20 protein-coding genes are annotated in these 20,013 nt (G+C 53.2%); 6 read left to right on the top strand and 14 right to left on the bottom strand.

Features of this window, described 5'->3' with window-relative positions; translation table 11 throughout:
• The first annotated feature begins 19 nt into the window (after positions 1-19).
• Positions 20-610: a DnaA initiator-associating protein DiaA gene (gene diaA / locus AC07NP_RS14675; RefSeq protein WP_203359866.1), complete on the top strand. Its 591-nt coding sequence runs from the start codon at positions 20-22 to the stop codon at positions 608-610.
• A 9-nt stretch (positions 611-619) separates the two neighbouring features.
• Entirely contained in the window at positions 620-1,195 is a 576-nt protein-coding gene (gene dolP, locus AC07NP_RS14670; protein WP_203359865.1) for a division/outer membrane stress-associated lipid-binding lipoprotein, read from the top strand.
• A 49-nt stretch (positions 1,196-1,244) separates the two neighbouring features.
• Here dolP and AC07NP_RS14665 read toward each other — a convergent pair whose 3' ends face one another.
• Positions 1,245-1,880, bottom strand: coding sequence for an NAD(P)H-binding protein (locus AC07NP_RS14665; protein ID WP_192613599.1), 636 nt, complete (start codon positions 1,878-1,880; stop codon positions 1,245-1,247).
• 37 nt (positions 1,881-1,917) lie between these two features.
• Positions 1,918-2,358: a YhbP family protein gene (locus tag AC07NP_RS14660; RefSeq protein ID WP_203359863.1), complete on the bottom strand. Its 441-nt coding sequence runs from the start codon at positions 2,356-2,358 to the stop codon at positions 1,918-1,920.
• Positions 2,359-2,408: 50 nt separating this feature from the next.
• On the opposite strand from AC07NP_RS14660, the gene AC07NP_RS14655 reads away from it, so the two are divergent.
• Positions 2,409-2,711, top strand: coding sequence for a GIY-YIG nuclease family protein (locus tag AC07NP_RS14655; RefSeq protein WP_494660900.1), 303 nt, complete (start codon positions 2,409-2,411; stop codon positions 2,709-2,711).
• Here the strand turns inward: AC07NP_RS14655 and AC07NP_RS14650 are convergent.
• Positions 2,698-3,201, bottom strand: coding sequence for a GNAT family N-acetyltransferase (locus tag AC07NP_RS14650; RefSeq protein WP_203359861.1), 504 nt, complete (start codon positions 3,199-3,201; stop codon positions 2,698-2,700). The two genes, AC07NP_RS14655 and AC07NP_RS14650, sit on opposite strands and share 14 nt — an antisense overlap.
• A complete protein-coding gene (ubiT, locus tag AC07NP_RS14645) occupies positions 3,195-3,719 on the bottom strand; it encodes a ubiquinone anaerobic biosynthesis accessory factor UbiT (protein ID WP_203359860.1) in 525 nt (174 codons plus the stop codon). The genes AC07NP_RS14650 and ubiT overlap by 7 nt, the downstream gene beginning before the upstream one ends.
• 220 nt (positions 3,720-3,939) lie before the next feature.
• On the opposite strand from ubiT, the gene ubiU reads away from it, so the two are divergent.
• The 3 genes from ubiU to AC07NP_RS14630 all read left to right on the top strand — a co-directional run bounded on the left by ubiU (position 3,940) and on the right by AC07NP_RS14630 (position 6,908).
• Positions 3,940-4,935, top strand: coding sequence for a ubiquinone anaerobic biosynthesis protein UbiU (gene ubiU, locus AC07NP_RS14640; protein WP_203359859.1), 996 nt, complete (start codon positions 3,940-3,942; stop codon positions 4,933-4,935).
• An 8-nt stretch (positions 4,936-4,943) separates the two neighbouring features.
• Positions 4,944-5,822 (top strand): U32 family peptidase, encoded by an 879-nt coding sequence (locus tag AC07NP_RS14635; RefSeq protein ID WP_494660899.1) that lies wholly within the window; start codon positions 4,944-4,946, stop codon positions 5,820-5,822.
• A 78-nt stretch (positions 5,823-5,900) separates the two neighbouring features.
• Positions 5,901-6,908 (top strand): luciferase-like monooxygenase, encoded by a 1,008-nt coding sequence (locus AC07NP_RS14630; RefSeq protein WP_494660898.1) that lies wholly within the window; start codon positions 5,901-5,903, stop codon positions 6,906-6,908.
• 84 nt (positions 6,909-6,992) lie between these two features.
• Here AC07NP_RS14630 and mtr read toward each other — a convergent pair whose 3' ends face one another.
• From mtr to nusA, 10 genes are all read right to left on the bottom strand, one after another.
• Positions 6,993-8,237, bottom strand: coding sequence for a tryptophan permease (mtr, locus tag AC07NP_RS14625; RefSeq protein WP_494660897.1), 1,245 nt, complete (start codon positions 8,235-8,237; stop codon positions 6,993-6,995).
• A gap of 153 nt (positions 8,238-8,390) precedes the next feature.
• Entirely contained in the window at positions 8,391-10,316 is a 1,926-nt protein-coding gene (gene deaD / locus AC07NP_RS14620; protein ID WP_203359855.1) for an ATP-dependent RNA helicase DeaD, read from the bottom strand.
• Entirely contained in the window at positions 10,309-10,389 is an 81-nt protein-coding gene (yrbN, locus tag AC07NP_RS14615; RefSeq protein WP_010723222.1) for a protein YrbN, read from the bottom strand. Before yrbN ends, deaD begins: the two co-directional genes overlap by 8 nt.
• A 106-nt stretch (positions 10,390-10,495) precedes the next feature.
• The gene (nlpI, locus tag AC07NP_RS14610) at positions 10,496-11,380 is read right to left on the bottom strand and encodes a lipoprotein NlpI (RefSeq protein ID WP_003024982.1); all 885 of its coding nucleotides are present in this window, start codon (positions 11,378-11,380) and stop codon (positions 10,496-10,498) included.
• 109 nt (positions 11,381-11,489) lie between these two features.
• Complete coding sequence (gene pnp / locus AC07NP_RS14605; protein WP_494660896.1) at positions 11,490-13,625, bottom strand: polyribonucleotide nucleotidyltransferase; 2,136 nt, start codon at positions 13,623-13,625, stop codon at positions 11,490-11,492.
• Positions 13,626-13,868: 243 nt separating this feature from the next.
• On the bottom strand, positions 13,869-14,138 hold the full coding sequence (gene rpsO, locus AC07NP_RS14600) for a 30S ribosomal protein S15 (RefSeq protein ID WP_003861789.1): 270 nt from the start codon (positions 14,136-14,138) through the stop codon (positions 13,869-13,871).
• A gap of 151 nt (positions 14,139-14,289) precedes the next feature.
• On the bottom strand, positions 14,290-15,234 hold the full coding sequence (gene truB, locus AC07NP_RS14595) for a tRNA pseudouridine(55) synthase TruB (RefSeq protein WP_494660895.1): 945 nt from the start codon (positions 15,232-15,234) through the stop codon (positions 14,290-14,292).
• Entirely contained in the window at positions 15,234-15,635 is a 402-nt protein-coding gene (gene rbfA, locus AC07NP_RS14590; RefSeq protein ID WP_203359852.1) for a 30S ribosome-binding factor RbfA, read from the bottom strand. The genes truB and rbfA overlap by 1 nt, the downstream gene beginning before the upstream one ends.
• 167 nt (positions 15,636-15,802) lie before the next feature.
• On the bottom strand, positions 15,803-18,493 hold the full coding sequence (infB, locus tag AC07NP_RS14585) for a translation initiation factor IF-2 (RefSeq protein WP_494660894.1): 2,691 nt from the start codon (positions 18,491-18,493) through the stop codon (positions 15,803-15,805).
• A 24-nt stretch (positions 18,494-18,517) separates the two neighbouring features.
• A complete protein-coding gene (nusA, locus tag AC07NP_RS14580) occupies positions 18,518-20,005 on the bottom strand; it encodes a transcription termination factor NusA (protein ID WP_192613612.1) in 1,488 nt (495 codons plus the stop codon).
• Positions 20,006-20,013 lie beyond the last annotated feature (8 nt).

Below are 20,013 nucleotides of genomic sequence, written 5' to 3'. Positions count from 1 at the left end.
TGAAGATTTAAGGATTAGCGTGCTAGAAAGAATCAAAGTTTGCTTTACAGAAAGCATTCAAACTCAAATTGCTGCGGCAGAAGCGCTCCCGGATGCTATCTCCCGTGCCGCCATGACGCTGGTTCACTCCCTGCTCAATGGCAACAAAATTCTCTGTTGTGGTAATGGTACCTCCGCTGCCAACGCACAGCATTTTGCTGCCAACATGATCAACCGTTTTGAAACAGAACGGCCCAGTTTACCTGCCATTGCACTTAATACCGATAATGTGGTCTTAACAGCGATTGCAAACGATCGTCTGCATGATGAAATCTATGCCAAACAGGTCCGCGCGCTGGGACACGCGGGAGATGTCCTGTTGGCAATTTCAACGCGTGGCAATAGCCGCGATATCGTAAAAGCCGTAGAAGCTGCCGTCACTCGTGACATGACTATTGTGGCGCTAACCGGTTATGACGGGGGCGAACTGGCCGGATTGTTAGGGCCGCAGGATGTTGAGATTCGTATCCCTTCACACCATAGCGCGCGCATTCAGGAAATGCATATGCTGACGGTAAACTGCTTGTGCGATCTGATCGATAACACGCTTTTCCCTCACCAGGATGATTAAGGAGTACACATGAAGGCACTTTCGCCGCTCGCAGTCCTTATTTCTGCGTTGCTGTTGCAAGGTTGCGTCGCTGCTGCCGTTGTCGGTACTGCAGCCGTTGGAACAAAAGCCGTCACTGACCCACGTAGCGTAGGGACCCAGGTAGACGACAGTACCCTGGAGTTACGCGTGAGCAGTGCGCTGTCTAAAGACGCACAAATCAAGAAAGAAGCACGCATCAACGTAACAGCGTATCAGGGTAAAGTTCTGCTCGTCGGCCAGACGCCGAATGCTGAGCTTTCCTCACGAGCAAAACAAATTGCGATGGGTGTGGAAGGAACGACTGAGGTGTTTAACGAGGTCCGCCAGGGCCAGCCCATTAGCCTGAGTGAAGCTTCTAACGACACCTGGATTACGACCAAAGTACGCTCCCAGTTGCTCACCAGCGACCAGGTAAAATCGTCTAACGTGAAAGTGACCACTGAAAATGGAGAAGTCTTCCTGATGGGTCTGGTGACTGACCGTGAAGCGAAAGCAGCGGCGGATATGGCCAGTCGCGTCAGCGGTGTGAAACGCGTCACTACCGCCTTTACTTTTATTAAGTAGCCATCATCCATTGCCCGGTGACGCTTCACCGGGCATGTTTACGACACCTTCACGCCGCTCTTTCACGAAGCTGTGAAGAGTTCAAAATAGTCACCCCTTGTTGGTCCGGTGACAGGGCTTGTGCCAGCATCACGCTTGCCACATCACGCGCTTCAATCGATTTCCAGTTCCCTGGCAGCAGCCGAAACAACGGCGCAAAGATCGTTTCATTCATGCGTTGCTTCGATCTCTCGCCGAGCAGCATGGACGGACGCACAATGGTCAATCTTGGCCAGTTTTGCGCCATCAGCGCCTCTTCCATCTCGCCCTTTACCCGATTGTAGAAAAAAGGCGAATGGGCATTTGCCCCTATCGCGCTCACCACCAACATATGTTGCGCCCCCAGACGTTTCCCCGTCAGAGCGGTGTCCACCACCAGCGTATAGTCCGCATGGATAAACGCTTCTTTACTTCCCGCCTCGCGCCGGGTCGTTCCCAGACAGCAAAAGACGATATCAATCGGATCGGTGACCTGCGCCAGCGCATCGGTGAGTTGGGGATCGTGCGGGTTATAGATACCTGGCGTATCCGGGAGAGGACGACGTGTAGGCGCGGCGATTGAATGGATCTTCGGTTCGTTCAGCAACATTCGCAGTAGATGGCCGCCCACCAGCCCTGTCGCTCCCGTGATTAACACCTGGCTCATCGCATCTCCTGGTTTCTGGCATCAATACGCCTTCTAACTATAGAACACCGGCTTGCTCACGTAACCAGTGCATTTTTTTGCCAAAACCCATTGTGTTGTCAGTGAACTTGATTTCATCCAGGCGAATTTCCCAAACCGGTGCAGGCAGTACTCTGGCTACGGGGAAGCGGCGGTTGTAGAGCCTGCGCGCGGAGTCACTTTCCTCACCGTCAAGACGCCGGATTTCCCCTTTAAATTGTACGCCACGGATCAGGGCGACGGTTTTAGGCTGACCATTCACCGTCCCGGCGACGGGCGCTTGTGGTCCGGACATCCGGGCGTGGCGGGTTTTCTCCTCCGTCAGCACATAAAATGCCATTTTCTGAGCATCAAACAGGTAAAAGGCATTGGCGCACCACAGTTCGCCGTCATGGTGTACACACCAGGTCACAACGTGTTGTTTCGCCAACCAGCGTGATATAGCAGTCAGTGTTTCCATCTCTGTTCTCTCTTATACTGAGCGCCTGAACATTAACATATGATCATTCAATGACACCCTGGTATCTTTATCTCATCCGCACCGCAGACAACGCTCTCTACACCGGGATCACCACCGATGTGGATCGCCGTTACCGACAGCATCAAAGTGGAAAAGGGGCGAAAGCGTTACGGGGAAAAGGGGAATTAACGCTAGTTTTTGCGAAACAGGTCGGCGATCGCTCTCTCGCTCTGCGCATGGAATATCGGGTCAAGCAGCTGACAAAACCCCAGAAAGAGCGTCTGGTGGCGAAAGGGGAAGGGTTTGAGGCGTTGTTAGCCAGCCTGCAAACCCCATCGCTTAAAAACGATTGAAATGGTCGTGGTATTCCACCAGACCGGTGACGCCGTTTAGCGCGTCTTCTGCCAGTCGGTGCACCTGGAAGGCGCTTTCTGTTCCCGGCCAGCGGCAATGCAGATCGTAATGCGCTGCCAGTTCGAAGCCAAAGCGGCTGTATAATGCCGCATCGCCTAACGTAACGACGGCGGCATAGCCGAACTCATTAAGCGAATCCAGTCCTTCGTAGACCAGTTGACGAGCCAGCCCCTGTCCACGGTAGTTTTCATCCACCGCCAACGGCGCCATCCCTACCCATTGCAGATCCTCGCCCTGCACATCGACAGGACTGAATGCAACGTAACCAATCACCTGACCTTCATCGTCAGTGGCAACCAGGCCCAGCGTCAGAAAACCATCTTCACGCAGGTCATGGACCAGTTTCGCTTCCGCATCGCTTTCGAACGAGCGGCGTAACAGGGCATCAATACCAGGGGCATCAATGGGAATTTCTACTCGAATCAGCATGGTTCACCTACCGATGTCTGTTTGGTTTCCGGCGAGTGTTTCATGCCCGCCTCAACAAAATCTGCCAGTTGCATCAGCATAACGCGTAACGCTTTTGGCATCTGCTCCAGTTCGATTGCATCCATCAGGTTTTTCACATACAGCCCTAACTCGGTATCACCTTCGATCACCAGGCGGCGCTGAAAGAAAAGCGTATCCGGATCCTGTTTACGTGCCGCGATCATCAACAAATCACTGGCGTCGGCACTAAAACTCACGTCGGCCTCGGCATTCTGGCTAACGATAAGTTTGCCATTCTCAACAGAGGTATACCATCTGAGATCAATATCACGAACATGAATACTTAACCAACGGCCTTCGAGGAACTCCAGCTCCCCATCTGCCAGCGCCTGGCGAAATTGCCAGCTCAGGACCTGTTCCAGAACCTGGCGCTTTAACGCAAAGGGCGTCAGTTTAACCGGTACACTCATCAGAGAAGGACCAACATGTACTAAGCGTGAACGCAGTTTTTCCAACACGAGCTTTACTCCCTGTTTCATTAATCCTGCTATTTTGCCATATCAGATAAACAACGTAGCGGCGTAAATCAACAATTCCGCGTGAAATTGCTACCCCGTTATTGGTGTTACCAATACGACTTTAACTGCCTTAAATCAAAAATTGTCGCAGCAAGGTTAACTAAAATCCCTGTTCGTTAACAATTATGCGTCCCAGGCGGCGCAACCTTCAGGATAAATTATGGAGCTGCTCTGCCCTGCCGGAAATCTCCCGGCGCTTAAGGCGGCCATTGAGAACGGCGCTGATGCCGTTTATATCGGGCTGAAAGATGACACCAACGCCCGCCACTTCGCCGGCCTTAACTTTACCGAGAAAAAATTGCAGGAAGCGGTGAGTTTTGTCCATCAACATCGCCGTAAGCTGCACATCGCGATTAACACGTTTGCACACCCGGACGGTTACGCCCGCTGGCAGCGTGCTGTGGATATGGCGGCACAACTCGGTGCGGATGCGCTGATTCTGGCTGATCTTGCCATGCTTGAGTATGCCGCAGAACGTTACCCCCATATTGAGCGCCATGTCTCTGTTCAGGCATCTGCGACCAATGAGGAAGCGGTGAACTTTTATCATCGTAATTTCGACGTCGCACGTGTTGTACTCCCACGCGTACTGTCGATTCATCAGGTCAAACAACTTGCGCGCTCAACCCCTGTACCGCTGGAAGTGTTTGCTTTCGGCAGCCTGTGCATCATGGCGGAAGGTCGTTGCTATCTCTCTTCTTATCTGACAGGAGAGTCGCCTAACACGGTAGGCGCATGTTCCCCTGCCCGATTTGTACGCTGGCAGCAAACGCCGCAGGGCCTGGAATCCCGCCTGAATGAAGTGCTGATTGACCGCTATCAGGACGGTGAGAATGCCGGTTACCCAACACTGTGCAAAGGCCGTTATCTGGTGGATGGCGAGCGCTATCATGCGCTGGAAGAACCGACCAGTCTCAACACGTTAGAGCTGTTGCCGGAACTGCTGGCCGCCAATATCGCCTCCGTGAAAATCGAAGGCCGTCAGCGTAGCCCGGCCTACGTTAGCCAGGTGGCGAAAGTGTGGCGTCAGGCGATCGATCGCTGTAAAGCTGACCCACAAAACTTTGTCCCGCAACGCGCCTGGATGGAAACACTCGGTTCGATGTCCGAAGGCACGCAAACAACGCTTGGCGCATATCACCGTAAATGGCAGTGAGAAAAGCAATGAAATATTCATTAGGGCCGGTGCTGTACTACTGGCCGAAAGAGACACTGGAAGCGTTTTACCAGCAAGCCGCCACCAGCAATGCCGACGTGATTTATCTCGGCGAGGCGGTCTGTAGTAAGCGCCGCGCAACCAAAGTCGGTGACTGGCTGGATATGGCGAAATCGCTCGCCGGAAGCGGCAAGCAGATTGTGCTTTCAACGCTGGCGCTGGTTCAGGCATCGTCCGAACTGGGCGAACTGAAACGTTATGTCGAAAATGGCGACTTCCTGCTGGAAGCCAGCGATCTCGGTGTCGTGAACATGTGCGCTGAACGCAAACTGCCGTTTGTCGCCGGGCATGCGCTCAACTGCTACAACGCCGTGACGCTGCGCCTGCTGCTCAAACAGGGGATGGTGCGTTGGTGTATGCCGGTGGAGCTTTCACGCGACTGGCTAGTGAACCTGCTCAACCAGTGCGATGAACTGGGCATTCGCCAGCAGTTTGAAGTGGAAGTGTTGAGCTACGGTCATTTGCCGCTGGCCTATTCAGCCCGCTGCTTTACCGCCCGCTCGGAAGACCGTCCGAAAGATGAGTGTGAAACCTGCTGTATCCACTATCCGAATGGTCGCAATGTACTGTCTCAGGAGAATCAGCAGGTGTTCGTGTTGAACGGGATTCAGACGATGAGTGGGTACGTCTACAACCTTGGAAATGAACTGAACTCCATGCAAGGGTTAGTCGATATCGTACGCTTGTCGCCGCTTGGCACAGAGACGCTCTCCGTGCTCGACGCCTTCCGTGCCAACGAAAATGGTTTATCGCCGCTGCCTCTGACGGCTAACAGCGACTGCAACGGTTACTGGAAGCGTCTCGCCGGTCTGGAGCTACAGGCGTAAAAAAGCTCACTTTGTTAACAACGGTAATCAAATTTTAATGCAGTATTAAATGATTCACCGTCGACAAAGTGAGCCGTTATGACAGACAACACTATTCCCTTTTCGGTGCTGGACCTGGCACCGATCCCCGAAGGCTCCTGCGCCAAAGAAGCTTTCTCGCACTCTCTGGATCTCGCCCGGCTGGCAGAAAAGCGTGGCTATCATCGCTACTGGCTGGCAGAACATCACAACATGACCGGTATTGCCAGTGCGGCAACGTCGGTGCTGATTGGCTATCTGGCGGCGAATACGACCACCCTGCACCTGGGTTCCGGCGGCGTCATGTTGCCAAACCATTCTCCACTGGTGATTGCCGAACAGTTCGGTACGCTCAACACGCTTTATCCGGGGCGGATCGACTTAGGACTAGGTCGCGCGCCGGGCAGCGATCAGCCGACAATGCGCGCGCTGCGTCGCCATATGAGCAGCGATATCGATAACTTCCCGCGCGACGTGACCGAACTGGTCGACTGGTTCGACGCCCGCGATCCTAATCCGCACGTGCGCCCGGTCCCCGGTTACGGCGAAAAAATCCCGGTGTGGCTGCTCGGCTCCAGCCTGTATGGTGCTCAGTTGGCCGCACAGCTCGGTCTGCCGTTTGCGTTTGCCTCTCACTTTGCGCCAGATATGCTGTTCCAGGCGCTGCATCTCTACCGCACCCAGTTTAAGCCGTCTGAACGCCTTGAGAAGCCCTATGCCATGGTGTGCATCAACATTATCGCCGCCGACAGCAACCGTGATGCCGAGTTCTTGTTTACCTCGATGCAGCAGGCGTTCGTAAAATTACGCCGTGGCGAGACAGGGCAACTGCCGCCGCCGGTAGAGAATATGCATCAGTTATGGTCTGCGTCTGAGCAGTATGGTGTGCAGCAGGCGCTGAGCATGTCGTTGGTGGGGGATAAAGCGAAAGTGCGTCACAGTCTGGAATCCATCCTGCGTGAAACCCAGGCGGATGAGATCATGGTCAACGGGCAGATCTTCGATCACCAGGCACGGCTGCACTCGTTTGGGCTGGCGATGGATGTGAAAGAGGAACTGTTGGGGTAACTTTTGCCCGGTGGCGGCTACGCCTTACCGGGCCTACGAGATCTGTAGGCCGGATAAGGCGTAGCCGCCATCCGGCAAACGGTTTTACTGATACACTGGCAACAGATTAAAGCTCGACAGAATATGCACCAGCGCGTTACCGACACCAAATACCAGAATCAGCGCAATCATCGGCTTGCCACCCCAGACGCGGAACTTCGGGCTGCCAAAGCGCTTACGTGACGCACGTGCCAGCAGTGCCGGTACAATTGCCGCCCAGATGGTCGCCGCCAGTCCTGCATAGCCGATAGCGTACAGGAAACCGTTCGGCCACAGCAGGCCACCAATAATTGGCGGAACAAAGGTCAGCAATGCCGTTTTAAAGCGGCCCGATGCAGAATCATCAAAACCAAATAGATCCGCCAGATAGTCAAACAGTCCCAGAGTGACGCCGAGGAAAGAGCTCGCGACCGCAAAGTTAGAGAACACCACCAGCAGCAGATCCAGGCTACGGCTATTCAGTACGCCGCTAAGCGCCTGCACCAACACATCAATATTGCCGCCCTTCTGTGCGATGCCGATAAATTCCGGGCGTGGAATATTGCCCATCGTCCCCAGCAACCAAACGGCGTACAACACCAGCGCCAGTAGCGTTCCGTAGACCAGGCACTTAACGATAGTACGCGGATCTTTGCCGTAATACTTCATCAGGCTCGGTACATTACCGTGATAACCAAACGAGGCCAGACAGAACGGCAGGGTCATCAACAGATAAGGCGTATACGATGCGTGGCTTTCAGTCACGTTAAACAGGGTTGTTGGCGTCACGTGCCCCAACAGACTCCCGAAGGTCAGGAAGAATGTAATGACCTTCGCGCCCAGCACGATCGCCGTCATCCGGCTGACAGCTTTGGTACTCATCCACACCACAAACGCCACCAACAGCGCAAACGCCAAACCTGCCGCCCGCGCCGGAACGTTCAATGACATTTCGGCAAAGGTGTGGTGCAGAATCGAACCACTCGCAGAGATGTAGGCATAGGTCAGGATATACAGGACAAAGGCGATGGAAATGCCGTTGACCACGTTCCAGCTTTTACCCAGCAGGTCTTTGGTGATGGTGTCAAAGCTCGAACCAATCCGGTAGTTGAGGTTAGCTTCCAGGATCATCAGCCCCGAGTGCAGCATACAAAACCAGGTAAAGATCAGCGCCGCCATTGACCAAAAGAACCAGCTACCCGCCATCACCACCGGCAGGGAAAACATCCCTGCGCCAATAATGGTACCGCCAATAATCACGACGCCGCCAAGCAGCGAAGGGGACGTTTGGGTGGTGGTTAGTGTTGCCATTCAGCCATCTCTCCAGTGAATAATATTGCAACTGCATTTTATTGTGTTGCACTGTACCAGTACATGAGTACAAAGGAAATAAAAAAAGCCCCGATGATAAATATCGGGGCTGTATATTTTACTTTACAGTACGGGTGCGTTGATCAGCGTAAATTACGCGTCACCACCGAAACGACGACGACCAGTGGAATCATCGCGACGCGGCGCACGGCCTTCACGACGCTCACCGCTGAAACGACGACCGTCACCACGGCCACCTTCACGGCGCTCACCGCTGAAACCACGACCGCCTTCGCTACGACCGCCTTCACGACGCTCGCCGCTGAAACGACCACCGCCGCCACCACGACGCTCGCCACCGGTATGCGGAACTGCATCGCCAACCAGTTGCATGTTCATCGGCTTGTTCAGGATGCGGGTACGGGTAAAGTGCTGCAGCACGTCGCCCGGCATACCTTTCGGCAGTTCGATGGTTGAGTGGGAAGCAAACAGCTTGATGTTACCGATGTAACGGCTGCTGATGTCACCTTCGTTAGCGATCGCGCCAACGATATGACGTACTTCAACACCGTCATCACGGCCTACTTCAATGCGGTACAGTTGCATGTCGCCAACGTCACGACGTTCACGACGCGGACGGTCTTCACCACCACGTTCTGGACGGTCGCCACGCGGACCACGATCGTTACGATCGCCACGCGGAGCACGTTCATCACGGTCACGGAACTCACGCTTAGGACGCATTGGCGCGTCTGCCGGAACGATCAAAGTACGTTCGCCCTGTGCCATTTTCAGCAGTGCCGCAGCCAGGGTTTCAAGATCCAGCTCTTCACCTTCTACCGTCGGCTGGATTTTAGCCAGCAGCGCGCGGTATTGATCCAGATCGCTGCTTTCCAGCTGCTGCTGAACTTTAGCGGCGAATTTCTCCAGACGGCGTTTGCCCAGCAGGTCTGCGTTAGGCAGTTCCACTTCCGGAATGGTCAGTTTCATGGTGCGTTCGATGTTACGCAGCAGACGACGCTCACGGTTCTCAACGAACAGCAGAGCACGACCAGCACGACCCGCACGACCGGTACGACCGATACGGTGAACGTAAGACTCGGAGTCCATCGGGATGTCGTAGTTCACAACGAGGCTGATACGCTCAACGTCCAGACCACGTGCCGCAACGTCAGTTGCAATCAGGATATCCAGACGACCGTCTTTCAGACGCTCCAGAGTCTGCTCACGCAGCGCCTGGTTCATGTCGCCGTTCAGCGCTGCGCTGTTATAACCGCTACGCTCCAGCGCTTCAGCCACTTCCAGGGTCGCATTTTTGGTACGAACGAAGATAATCGCCGCATCAAAATCTTCTGCTTCCAGGAAACGCACCAGCGCTTCATTTTTACGCATACCCCAGACAGTCCAGTAGCTCTGGCTGATGTCCGGGCGAGTGGTAACGCTGGACTGGATACGCACTTCCTGCGGCTCTTTCATAAAGCGGCGGGTAATACGACGAATCGCTTCCGGCATGGTGGCAGAGAACAGAGCGGTCTGATGACCTTCCGGGATCTGCGCCATAATGGTTTCAACGTCTTCGATGAAGCCCATACGCAGCATTTCATCGGCTTCGTCCAGCACCAGACCGCTCAGTTTAGAGAGATCCAGCGTACCGCGCTTCAGGTGATCCAGCAGACGACCCGGCGTACCGACAACGATCTGCGGCCCCTGACGCAGGGCACGTAATTGCACGTCATAACGCTGGCCGCCGTACAGAGCAACCACGTTCACGCCGCGCATGTGTTTAGAGAAATCCGTCATGGCTTCAGCAACCTGAACCGCCAGTTCGCGGGTCGGTGCCAGCACCAGGATTTGAGGTGCTTTCAGCTCAGGATCAAGATTGTTGAGCAGCGGTAAAGAGAACGCTGCAGTTTTGCCGCTACCCGTCTGGGCCATACCCAGAACATCGCGGCCGCCCAGCAGATGCGGAATGCACTCTGCCTGGATTGGAGATGGTTTTTCGTAACCCAGATCGGTAAGGGCTTCAAGGATAGGAGCCTTCAGGCCCAGATCTGCAAAAGTGGTTTCGAATTCAGCCATGTAGTACGTGTGCCTCAAAATTAATGGCGGCCAGTCTACATAACTCATCATGAAATTGATCTGCAATTTTCATTGAAAAGTGTGAACCGGCTCAAAGTAGGTGTATTAACGAACAACAACGCCCTCACCCGCGAAGGTGATGGCAATCAAAAAAGATTACGGGCTGATGTGTACGTCAGCTATTGCTGGTCCGATTCTGCCAGGTCATCTTGGTCCTGGCCCAGGAGCGATAATTCCAACAATGCGTATCGGTGCTCAACAAAGTTATGAACGTTGTTAGCCACCGCCAGTTTGAACAATGCCGTAGCGTTGTCCAAATCCCCCAGACTTAGGTAGTACTTACCTAAATAGAAGTTGGTTTCACTGAGATGCTCAGCGAGCGAGGTGTTATCCGTTGCGTCTGCCTTGAGCCTTTCCATCAACGTTGCTTCGCTAATGTTGCCCAGGTAGAACTCGACAATGTTCCATCCCCATTGCTCTTTATCCGATTTCTCGAAACGTTGCTTTAACGCTTCTTTAGCCTGCTTCTCATCGAGCTTCTGCTCAGCGAGATAAAGCCACAGACTGCGGAAAGGATCATTGGGATCGTCTTGATAAAACGCCAGCAGATCATCTTGCGCTAACTTGTCGCGGCCGCCGTAATACAATGCGATACCACGATTTAAGTGCGCGTAGTTGTAAGTTGGATCAAGCTCAAGTACAGAATCAAACGCTTCATAGGCAGCATCAAAATTGCCTGCCTGCGTTAAATAAATGCCTAAGTAATTGAATACTTCAGGCATATCTGGTCGGATTGCCAGCGCTTGTGAAAAATCATTTCGCGCTAATGCCCTCAGACCGAGACTATCATACAACACTCCGCGCTCATATAAAAGCTGTGCGCGTTCGTCATCGGTTAAAGCCCGACTGGCAAGAATTTGTTCCATGCGTGCCAGAATCACTTCCTGCTGCAAAGTCGGTTGCAATGGCACTGCGAGGACTTCACTCTTACGCCAGGCAGAGTTGCTGCATCCTGCCAGCGTGAGTGCTGTCGCAACGAAACACCAGCGCAAAAAAGGCTTCATTTCCCACTCCCGAAGACAACGATTGAATGAACGTCCTGTTCCCCGGTTGCTAACAAGGCGTCCTGCCGGGTCAGAGGCCCTCCGCAATGGCGGAGGGCAAATGGCAACCTTACTCGCCCTGTTCTGCTGCCGGTGCTTCCGGCGCAGCAGCTGGCTGAGACTGCTCAGTTGCTTCTTTAATGCTCAGACGTACACGGCCCTGGCGATCAACTTCCAGAACTTTTACCGGTACTTCCTGACCCATCTGCAGGTAATCAGTCACTTTCTCAACACGCTTGTCGGCTATCTGAGAGATGTGAACCAGACCTTCTTTACCGCCACCGATGGCAACGAATGCGCCAAAGTCAACGATACGGGTTACTTTACCAGTGTAGATGCGACCCACTTCAATTTCTGCCGTAATTTCTTCGATGCGACGGATAGCATATTTTGCTTTCTCACCGTCGGTCGCCGCAATCTTAACAGTACCGTCATCTTCGATTTCGATAGTGGTGCCAGTTTCTTCGGTCAGGGCACGGATAACAGAACCGCCTTTACCGATAACGTCTTTGATCTTGTCTGGGCTGATCTTAATGGTATGGATACGCGGAGCGAACTGAGAAATGTCGCCGCGCGGCGCGTTGATCGCCTGTTCCATCACACCCAGGATGTGCAGACGCGCACCTTTAGCCTGGTTCAGAGCAACCTGCATGATCTCTTTAGTGATACCTTCGATTTTGATATCCATCTGCAGTGCAGAGATACCATCGCGGGAACCCGCCACTTTGAAGTCCATGTCGCCCAAGTGATCTTCGTCACCCAGAATGTCAGACAGAACAACAAAGTTATCGCCTTCTTTCACCAGACCCATTGCGATACCCGCAACAGCTGCTTTGATCGGCACACCTGCGTCCATCAGCGCCAGAGAAGCACCACACACGGAGGCCATAGAAGAAGAGCCATTGGATTCAGTGATTTCAGATACTACGCGAACGGTGTACGGGAACTTCTCGATATCCGGCATAACCGCCAACACGCCACGCTTCGCCAGACGACCGTGACCGATTTCACGACGTTTCGGAGAACCGACCATACCCGTTTCACCTACGCAGTACGGAGGGAAGTTGTAGTGGAACAGGAAAGTGTCAGTACGCTCGCCCATCAGTTCATCGAGGTTCTGAGCATCACGCGTTGTACCCAGCGTAGCAGTAACCAGCGCCTGAGTTTCACCACGGGTGAACAGTGCGGAACCGTGGGTACGCGGCAGAACGCCAGTGCGCACATCCAGGCCACGGATCATGTCTTTTTCACGACCGTCGATACGCGGTTCGCCAGCCAGTACGCGGCTACGAACAACGTTTTTCTCGATTGCGTGCAGGATTTCACCCAGTTCGTTAGCGTCCAGGGTTTCGTCTTCTGCAACCAGCGTCGCGATCACTTCAGATTTGATTACATCAACCTGAGCATAACGTTCCTGCTTGTCAGTGATGCGGTAAGCATCGCTCAGGCGGGATTCGGCCAGGGCTGCAACGCGCGCGTTCAGTGCGTCGTTTGCCGCTTCCGGCTGCCAGTCCCAACGCGGTTTACCCGCTTCTTTAACCAGATCGTTGATAGCCTGAATAACAGTCTGCTGCTGCTCGTGACCGAAGACAACGGCACCCAGCATGACGTCTTCGCTCAGCAATTCAGCTTCAGATTCAACCATCAATACAGCAGCTTCAGTACCGGCAACCACCAGATCCAGCTTGCTCTCTTTCAGCTCGTCCTGAGTCGGGTTCAGTACATACTGGTCATTGATGTAACCAACACGTGCAGAGCCGATTGGGCCGTTGAACGGGATACCAGACAGAGACAGCGCTGCGGAAGCACCGATCATCGCCACGATGTCCGGGTTAACCTGCGGGTTTACGGACACAACGGTCGCGATAACCTGAACTTCGTTAACGAAGCCTTCCGGGAACAGCGGGCGAACCGGGCGGTCAATCAGACGCGCAATCAGGGTTTCGCCTTCGCTTGGACGGCCTTCACGACGGAAGAAGCTGCCCGGGATACGACCAGCAGCGTAGGTACGCTCCTGATAGTTAACGGTCAGCGGGAAAAAGTCCTGGCCTGGCTTCGCTTTCTTCTGACCTACAACGGTAACGAATACCGCAGTGTCATCCATGCTAACCATCACAGCGGCAGTTGCCTGACGCGCCATCATGCCGGTTTCCAGCGTTACGGTATGTTGGCCGTACTGGAATTTACGAACGATCGGATTAAGCAAAATTCTATCCTTTCTCTAATTTTTGATAGCACCACCGGCGCCATCGTTAATACCCGATCTTCAGCGCATCCTCGCGACTAATGACAATCCTAACCCGTCATCGGGTCAAGCCTCTCATTAGCCGCGCGAACCTCTGCAACAGAAGATCATACTTAGCAACAATACATTAGTTTCCAGTGAATTGCTGCCATCAGCTTGAAAAAAGGGGCCATGAAGGCCCCCTCTTTCTGAAACTCGCAAGAATTAGCGACGCAGACCCAGACGCTCGATCAGCGCGGTGTAGCGTGCAACATCTTTACGTTTCAGGTAGTCGAGCAGTTTACGACGCTGAGAAACCATACGCAGCAGACCACGACGGCTGTGGTGATCTTTTTTGTGCTCTGCAAAGTGACCCTGCAGGTGGTTAATCTGTGCAGTCAGCAGAGCAACCTGAACTTCGGTAGAACCGCTGTCGTTAGTACCACGACCAAACTCAGAAACGATTTTAGCTTTAGCTTCAACGCTTAGAGACATGATGAACTCCAAAAATAATAAAAAATGAAAGGGTGCCAATCTCTAATTCAGCAACCCCAGGTAAACACCGCATGAACTGTTAAAAAATTTACGCGGTGTTAAGCGGCAGTATTCTACTCGCAGCGCCCTGTTATCGCAAGACTGAGCAGAGTTACGCCGGATACTCCACGACCAGACGACGAGGCGCTACACGGCCTTCATCATCCATTTCGCCCATCCCAATAAACTTACCGTCATCGCCTTCCGTCACGCGAACCAACCCTTCCAGCGGCGCGCCTGTCGTACGAACCGGATTACCATTTTTAAAGTAAACCGACGAGGTTAAAGGAAGATTAACGATGGGGTAGTCCGAAGCCGGACTGTCCATGGGCATCAGCAGCGGATCAAGCAACTGGGCTGCAGGGATCCCCTGCTGCTCGGCCTGCTCGATAAGATCGCGTAAATGCTCCAGGGTGACCATCCGATCAACCGGGTATTTACTGACAGCCAGACGGCGCAGGAAAGTCACGTGCGCGCCGCATCCCAGCTTCTCACCCAGATCATCAATAATGGTCCGAATATAGGTGCCTTTAGAACAGTGAACTTCCAGTTCCAGTTCGTTACCTTCGTGACGAATAAAGAGCAGTTCATAGACGGTAATCGGTCTGGCTTCCCGTGGAACCTCAATACCCTGGCGCGCATATTCGTACAGCTTTTTACCCTGGTATTTCAGCGCCGAATACATCGACGGTATCTGCTCGATATCACCTCTGAACGTTTCCAGCGCAGTCGCCAGTTGTTCCGGGGTAAACGTCACGGGACGTTCCTGTACGATTTGACCGTCTGCATCCGAGGTGTCGGTCCGCTGTCCCAGCCGGGCAATAACGCGATAACGCTTATCCGAATCAAGCAGATACTGGGAAAACTTCGTCGCTTCACCGAGACAAATCGGCAGCATACCCGTCGCCAGCGGATCCAATGCTCCGGTATGACCGGCGCGATTGGCGTTGTAAAGACGTTTTACTTTTTGCAGCACGTCATTGCTGGACATGCCCTGCGGTTTGTCCAGCAACAGAACACCGTGAATGTCGCGACCACGACGACGAGGACGACTCATTAGTCCTCCTTGCTGTCGTCCGGGTTCACACGACGTTCTTCGTCATGCTTCACCACGTTAGTCACCAGGTTTGACATACGCATCCCTTCTACCAACGAGTTATCGTAGAAGAAAGTCAGTTCCGGCACGATACGTAAACGCATCGCTTTCCCCAACAGGCTGCGGATAAAGCCAGAAGCTTCCTGCAACGCTTTGATGCCCGCGTTTACTGCGGCTTCATCTTTGTCGTTCAGGAAGGTGACAAACACTTTGGCATAGGCCAGATCACGCGACATTTCAACACCGGAAACCGTGGTCATCATGCCCAGACGAGGATCTTTAATTTCGCGCTGCAGGATGATAGCAATCTCTTTTTGCATCTCCTGAGCGACGCGCTGTGGGCGACCAAATTCTTTCGCCATAACAAATTCTCCAGAAAAAAGACAAAAAAGGGGCCAAAAGCCCCTTTTTAAAATGAGTTCCAGGTGGTTCGGGCTGTTCACCGTAGGCCTGATAAGCGTAGCGCCATCAGGCATCACATTACCGGATGTGGCGTAAATGCCCTATCCGGCCTACAACCCAGAAAACCTTAAGCAATCGTACGTTGGATCTCGATGATCTCGAACACTTCGATCATATCGCCAACGCGAACGTCGTTGTAGTTCTTAACACCGATACCACATTCCATGCCGTTACGGACTTCGTTAACGTCATCTTTGAAGCGGCGCAGGGATTCCAGCTCACCTTCATAGATAACCACGTTGTCACGCAGTACGCGGATTGGGTTGTGACGTTTAATCGTACCTTCGGTAACCATACAGCCCGCGATCGCACCAAATTTCGGTGATTTAAACACATCACGAACTTCAGCCAGACCGATGATCTGCTGTTTCAGTTCCGGAGACAGCATGCCGCTCATCGCCGCTTTCACTTCGTCGATCAGGTTATAGATGACGGAGTAGTAGCGCAGATCCAGGCTTTCGGATTCAATAACTTTACGTGCAGAGGCATCAGCACGAACGTTGAAGCCGACCAGAATCGCGTTGGATGCCGCAGCCAGGGTTGCGTCGGTTTCGGTGATACCACCTACGCCAGAACCGATGATCTTCACTTTAACTTCGTCAGTAGACAGTTTCAGCAAGGAGTCGGAGATCGCTTCCACAGAACCCTGAACGTCAGCTTTCAGAACGACGTTCACTTCGTGAACTTCGCCTTCGGTCATGTTAGCGAACATGTTCTCGAGTTTGGATTTCTGCTGACGAGCCAGTTTAACTTCACGGAATTTGCCCTGACGGTACAGTGCAACTTCACGGGCTTTCTTCTCGTCACGAACCACGGTAACTTCGTCACCCGCAGCCGGAACACCGGACAGACCCAGGATTTCGACCGGAATAGACGGACCCGCTTCCAGCACTTCCTGACCCAGTTCGTTACGCATTGCACGAACACGGCCATATTCGAAGCCACACAGCACGATATCACCCTTGTTCAGGGTACCTTCACGCACCAGGACGGTAGCCACTGGGCCACGACCTTTGTCCAGGAAGGATTCAATTACCGCACCGCTCGCCATACCTTTACGAATCGCTTTCAGCTCCAGAACTTCAGCCTGCAGCAGGATAGCGTTCAGCAGGTCATCAATACCGGTACCCGCTTTCGCAGAAACTGGGATGAACTGGGATTCGCCGCCCCACTCTTCCGGCATAACACCGTACTGAGACAGTTCGTTCTTAACACGATCCATATCGGCTTCTGGCTTATCGATTTTGTTCACTGCAACAACCATCGGTACCTGCGCTGCTTTCGCATGCTGGATAGCTTCGATAGTCTGCGGCATCACGCCGTCATCTGCTGCAACAACCAGAACAACGATATCCGTTGCCTGCGCACCACGAGCACGCATGGAGGTGAACGCGGCGTGGCCCGGGGTATCCAGGAAGGTGATCATACCGTTGTCGGTTTCAACGTGGTACGCACCGATGTGCTGGGTAATGCCGCCCGCTTCGCCAGAAGCCACTTTCGTTGAACGAATGTAGTCCAGCAGAGAGGTTTTACCGTGGTCAACGTGACCCATGATGGTCACAACTGGTGCACGCGGTTCAGCCGCTGCGCCAGTGTCACGGTCGCTCATTACCGCTTCTTCCAGCTCGTTTTCACGACGCAGGATAACTTTGTGGCCCATCTCTTCGGCAACCAGCTGTGCGGTTTCCTGATCGATGACCTGGTTAATGGTGGCCATTGCGCCCAGTTTCATCATCGCTTTGATAACCTGAGAGCCTTTAACCGCCATCTTGTTAGCTAAGTCGCCAACGGTGATGGTTTCGCCAATCACAACGTCACGGTTAACCGCCTGAGCTGGCTTCTGGAAGCCCTGCTGCAGAGAAGAACCTTTACGCTGCTTGCCGCCTTTACCGCCACGAACCGCTGCACGCGCTTCTTCACGGTCTGCTTTCGATTCAGCGTGTTTGTTGCCTTTTTTAGCCGGACGTGCCGCTTTCGTGGTGCGAGTACGGCCGCGACCGCCTTCGACTTCACGATCGTTTTCGTCTTCAGCCTGGCGAGCGTGCTGAGAAGTGGTGACGTGATAATCACTCTTATCTTCTTCCACTTTCTCTTGTTCAGCCCAAACACCGGCATTTTCTTCAGCCATACGGCGAGCTTCTTCAGCCACTCGGCGAGCTTCTTCTTCAAGCTTACGGCGTGCTTCTTCTTCCGCTTTGCGCTTCAGTTCAGCGGCTTCATTTTCACGGCGGGCTTTTTCTGCCTGGGCGGTTTTGGTCATATCGTCGGTCTGTTGATTGCTCACTTTGTCTTTTTCCGCAGCTTCACGTTTCGCTTTTTCAGCGGCTTCACGTTTAGCTTGTTCTGCGGCCTCACGTTCAGCTTTTTGTTGCGCCTCGCGTTTGGCTGTTTCTTCAGCTTCACGACGGGCTTGCTCTTCCGCTTCACGCTGCGCCTGCTCTTCCGCGGCAAGGCGTTCAGCCTCTTGCGGATCGCGTTTTACAAAGGTGCGTGTCTTGCGGACTTCGATTTGTACCGATTTGCTTTTTCCACCGGTACCTGGAATATTGAGAGTACTGCGCGTTTTGCGCTGCAATGTCAACTTATCTGGGGTAGAACCGTTTTCACGGTTCAGATGCGCCAGTAAGGTCTGTTTCTCTTGTGCGGACACAGAGTCATCAGCAGACTTCGGGATACCTGCATCAGCAAATTGCTGTACCAGGCGATCCACGGAGGTCTGTATCTCTGCAGCCAGCGTTTTTACGGTTACATCTGTCATACTGTTCCTTCCTGCTACAGTTTATTACGCTTCGTCGCCGAACCAGCAAATATTACGGGCAGCCATAATCAGCTCACCGGCTTTTTCGTCGGTCAACCCTTCGATATCAGCCAGATCATCAATGCCCTGTTCAGCGAGATCTTCCAGCGTACAAACACCACGGGCAGCCAGTTTGAACGCCATTTCGCGATCTAATCCTTCCAGATTCAGCAGATCGTCAGCCGGTTTGTTATCACCGAGGCTTTCTTCCTGGGCCAGTGCCAGAGTGGTCAGTGCGTTTTTAGCACGCTCGCGCAGCGTTTCAACGGTCTGCTCATCGAGGCCGTCAATTGCCAGCAGTTCTTTCATTGGCACATAAGCCAATTCTTCCAGCGTAGCAAAACCTTCTTCCACCAGAACAGTCGCGAAATCTTCATCGATATCGAGATATTTGGTGAAGGTATCAATGGCTGCATGCGCTTCAGCCTGATGCTTAGCCTGCAGGTCATCAACGGTCATCACGTTGAGCTCCCAACCGCTCAGTTGTGAAGCCAGGCGGACGTTCTGACCGTTACGTCCAATCGCCTGTGCCAAATTACCGGCTTCAACCGCGATATCCATAGTGTGTTTATCTTCATCCACCACGATAGAAGCGACGTCTGCTGGCGCCATTGCGTTGATCACGAACTGTGCCGGATTATCATCCCACAGGACGATATCGATACGCTCACCGCCCAGTTCGGTAGAAACCGCCTGAACACGCGCACCGCGCATACCCACACAAGCGCCAACCGGATCGATACGCTTATCGTTGGTTTTCACGGCGATTTTCGCACGAGAACCCGGATCGCGAGCAGCCGCTTTAATTTCAATCACTTCTTCGCCAATTTCTGGCACTTCAATGCGGAACAGTTCAATCAGCATTTCCGGTTTGGAACGCGTCACAAACAGTTGCGCACCGCGCGCTTCAGGGCGCACGGAGTACAAAACGCCACGAATACGGTCACCCGGACGGAAGTTTTCACGCGGCAGCATGTCTTCACGCTGGATCACGGCTTCAGCATTGCTGCCCAGATCCAGAGAAATGTTGTCACGATTTACTTTCTTCACGACACCGGTGACGATCTCACCTTCGTGTTCACGGAATTGATCAACAACCATCGCACGTTCAGCTTCACGAACTTTCTGTACGATAACCTGTTTAGCCGTCTGGGTAGTGATACGGTCAAAAGTGACAGATTCAATTTGATCTTCAACGTATTCGCCCACGTTCAGACTTTCGTCTTCATAACGTGCCGCTTCCAGCGTAATTTCTTTCGTCGGCTGAGTGACTTCTTCCACAATAACCCAACGGCGGAAGGTATCGAAATCACCGCTTTTACGATCGATCTCTACGCGAACGTCAATCTCTTGCTCATATTTTTTCTTTGTAGCTGTAGCCAGCGCACTTTCCAGCGCTTCAAAAATTTTCTCGCGTGGCAGCGCTTTTTCGTTGGAGACGGCTTCAACAACGGCCAAAATTTCTTTGTTCATCGCGGGCT

Source organism: Citrobacter sp. GW821-FHT07H02 (genome assembly GCF_059418505.1).
Note: the sequence above shows the minus strand (reverse complement) of the source record. Positions and strands in the feature narration are given on the sequence as shown.

Bases quoted from the DNA above. Each gene is read 5' to 3' on its own strand.
- infB (WP_494660894.1), bottom strand. From the start codon at position 18,493: ATGACAGATGTAACCGTAAAAACGCTGGCTGCAGAGATACAGACCTCC.
- nusA (WP_192613612.1), bottom strand. From the start codon at position 20,005: ATGAACAAAGAAATTTTGGCCGTTGTTGAAGCCGTCTCCAACGAAAAA.
- rpsO (WP_003861789.1), bottom strand. From the start codon at position 14,138: ATGTCTCTAAGCGTTGAAGCTAAAGCTAAAATCGTTTCTGAGTTTGGT.
- AC07NP_RS14635 (WP_494660899.1), top strand. From the start codon at position 4,944: ATGAAATATTCATTAGGGCCGGTGCTGTACTACTGGCCGAAAGAGACA.
- AC07NP_RS14630 (WP_494660898.1), top strand. From the start codon at position 5,901: ATGACAGACAACACTATTCCCTTTTCGGTGCTGGACCTGGCACCGATC.
- deaD (WP_203359855.1), bottom strand. From the start codon at position 10,316: ATGGCTGAATTCGAAACCACTTTTGCAGATCTGGGCCTGAAGGCTCCT.
- AC07NP_RS14650 (WP_203359861.1), bottom strand. From the start codon at position 3,201: ATGCTGATTCGAGTAGAAATTCCCATTGATGCCCCTGGTATTGATGCC.
- ubiU (WP_203359859.1), top strand. From the start codon at position 3,940: ATGGAGCTGCTCTGCCCTGCCGGAAATCTCCCGGCGCTTAAGGCGGCC.
- nlpI (WP_003024982.1), bottom strand. From the start codon at position 11,380: ATGAAGCCTTTTTTGCGCTGGTGTTTCGTTGCGACAGCACTCACGCTG.
- AC07NP_RS14660 (WP_203359863.1), bottom strand. From the start codon at position 2,358: ATGGAAACACTGACTGCTATATCACGCTGGTTGGCGAAACAACACGTT.
- dolP (WP_203359865.1), top strand. From the start codon at position 620: ATGAAGGCACTTTCGCCGCTCGCAGTCCTTATTTCTGCGTTGCTGTTG.
- truB (WP_494660895.1), bottom strand. From the start codon at position 15,234: ATGAGTCGTCCTCGTCGTCGTGGTCGCGACATTCACGGTGTTCTGTTG.
- AC07NP_RS14655 (WP_494660900.1), top strand. From the start codon at position 2,409: ATGACACCCTGGTATCTTTATCTCATCCGCACCGCAGACAACGCTCTC.
- rbfA (WP_203359852.1), bottom strand. From the start codon at position 15,635: ATGGCGAAAGAATTTGGTCGCCCACAGCGCGTCGCTCAGGAGATGCAA.
- AC07NP_RS14665 (WP_192613599.1), bottom strand. From the start codon at position 1,880: ATGAGCCAGGTGTTAATCACGGGAGCGACAGGGCTGGTGGGCGGCCAT.
- mtr (WP_494660897.1), bottom strand. From the start codon at position 8,237: ATGGCAACACTAACCACCACCCAAACGTCCCCTTCGCTGCTTGGCGGC.
- yrbN (WP_010723222.1), bottom strand. From the start codon at position 10,389: ATGAAAATTGCAGATCAATTTCATGATGAGTTATGTAGACTGGCCGCC.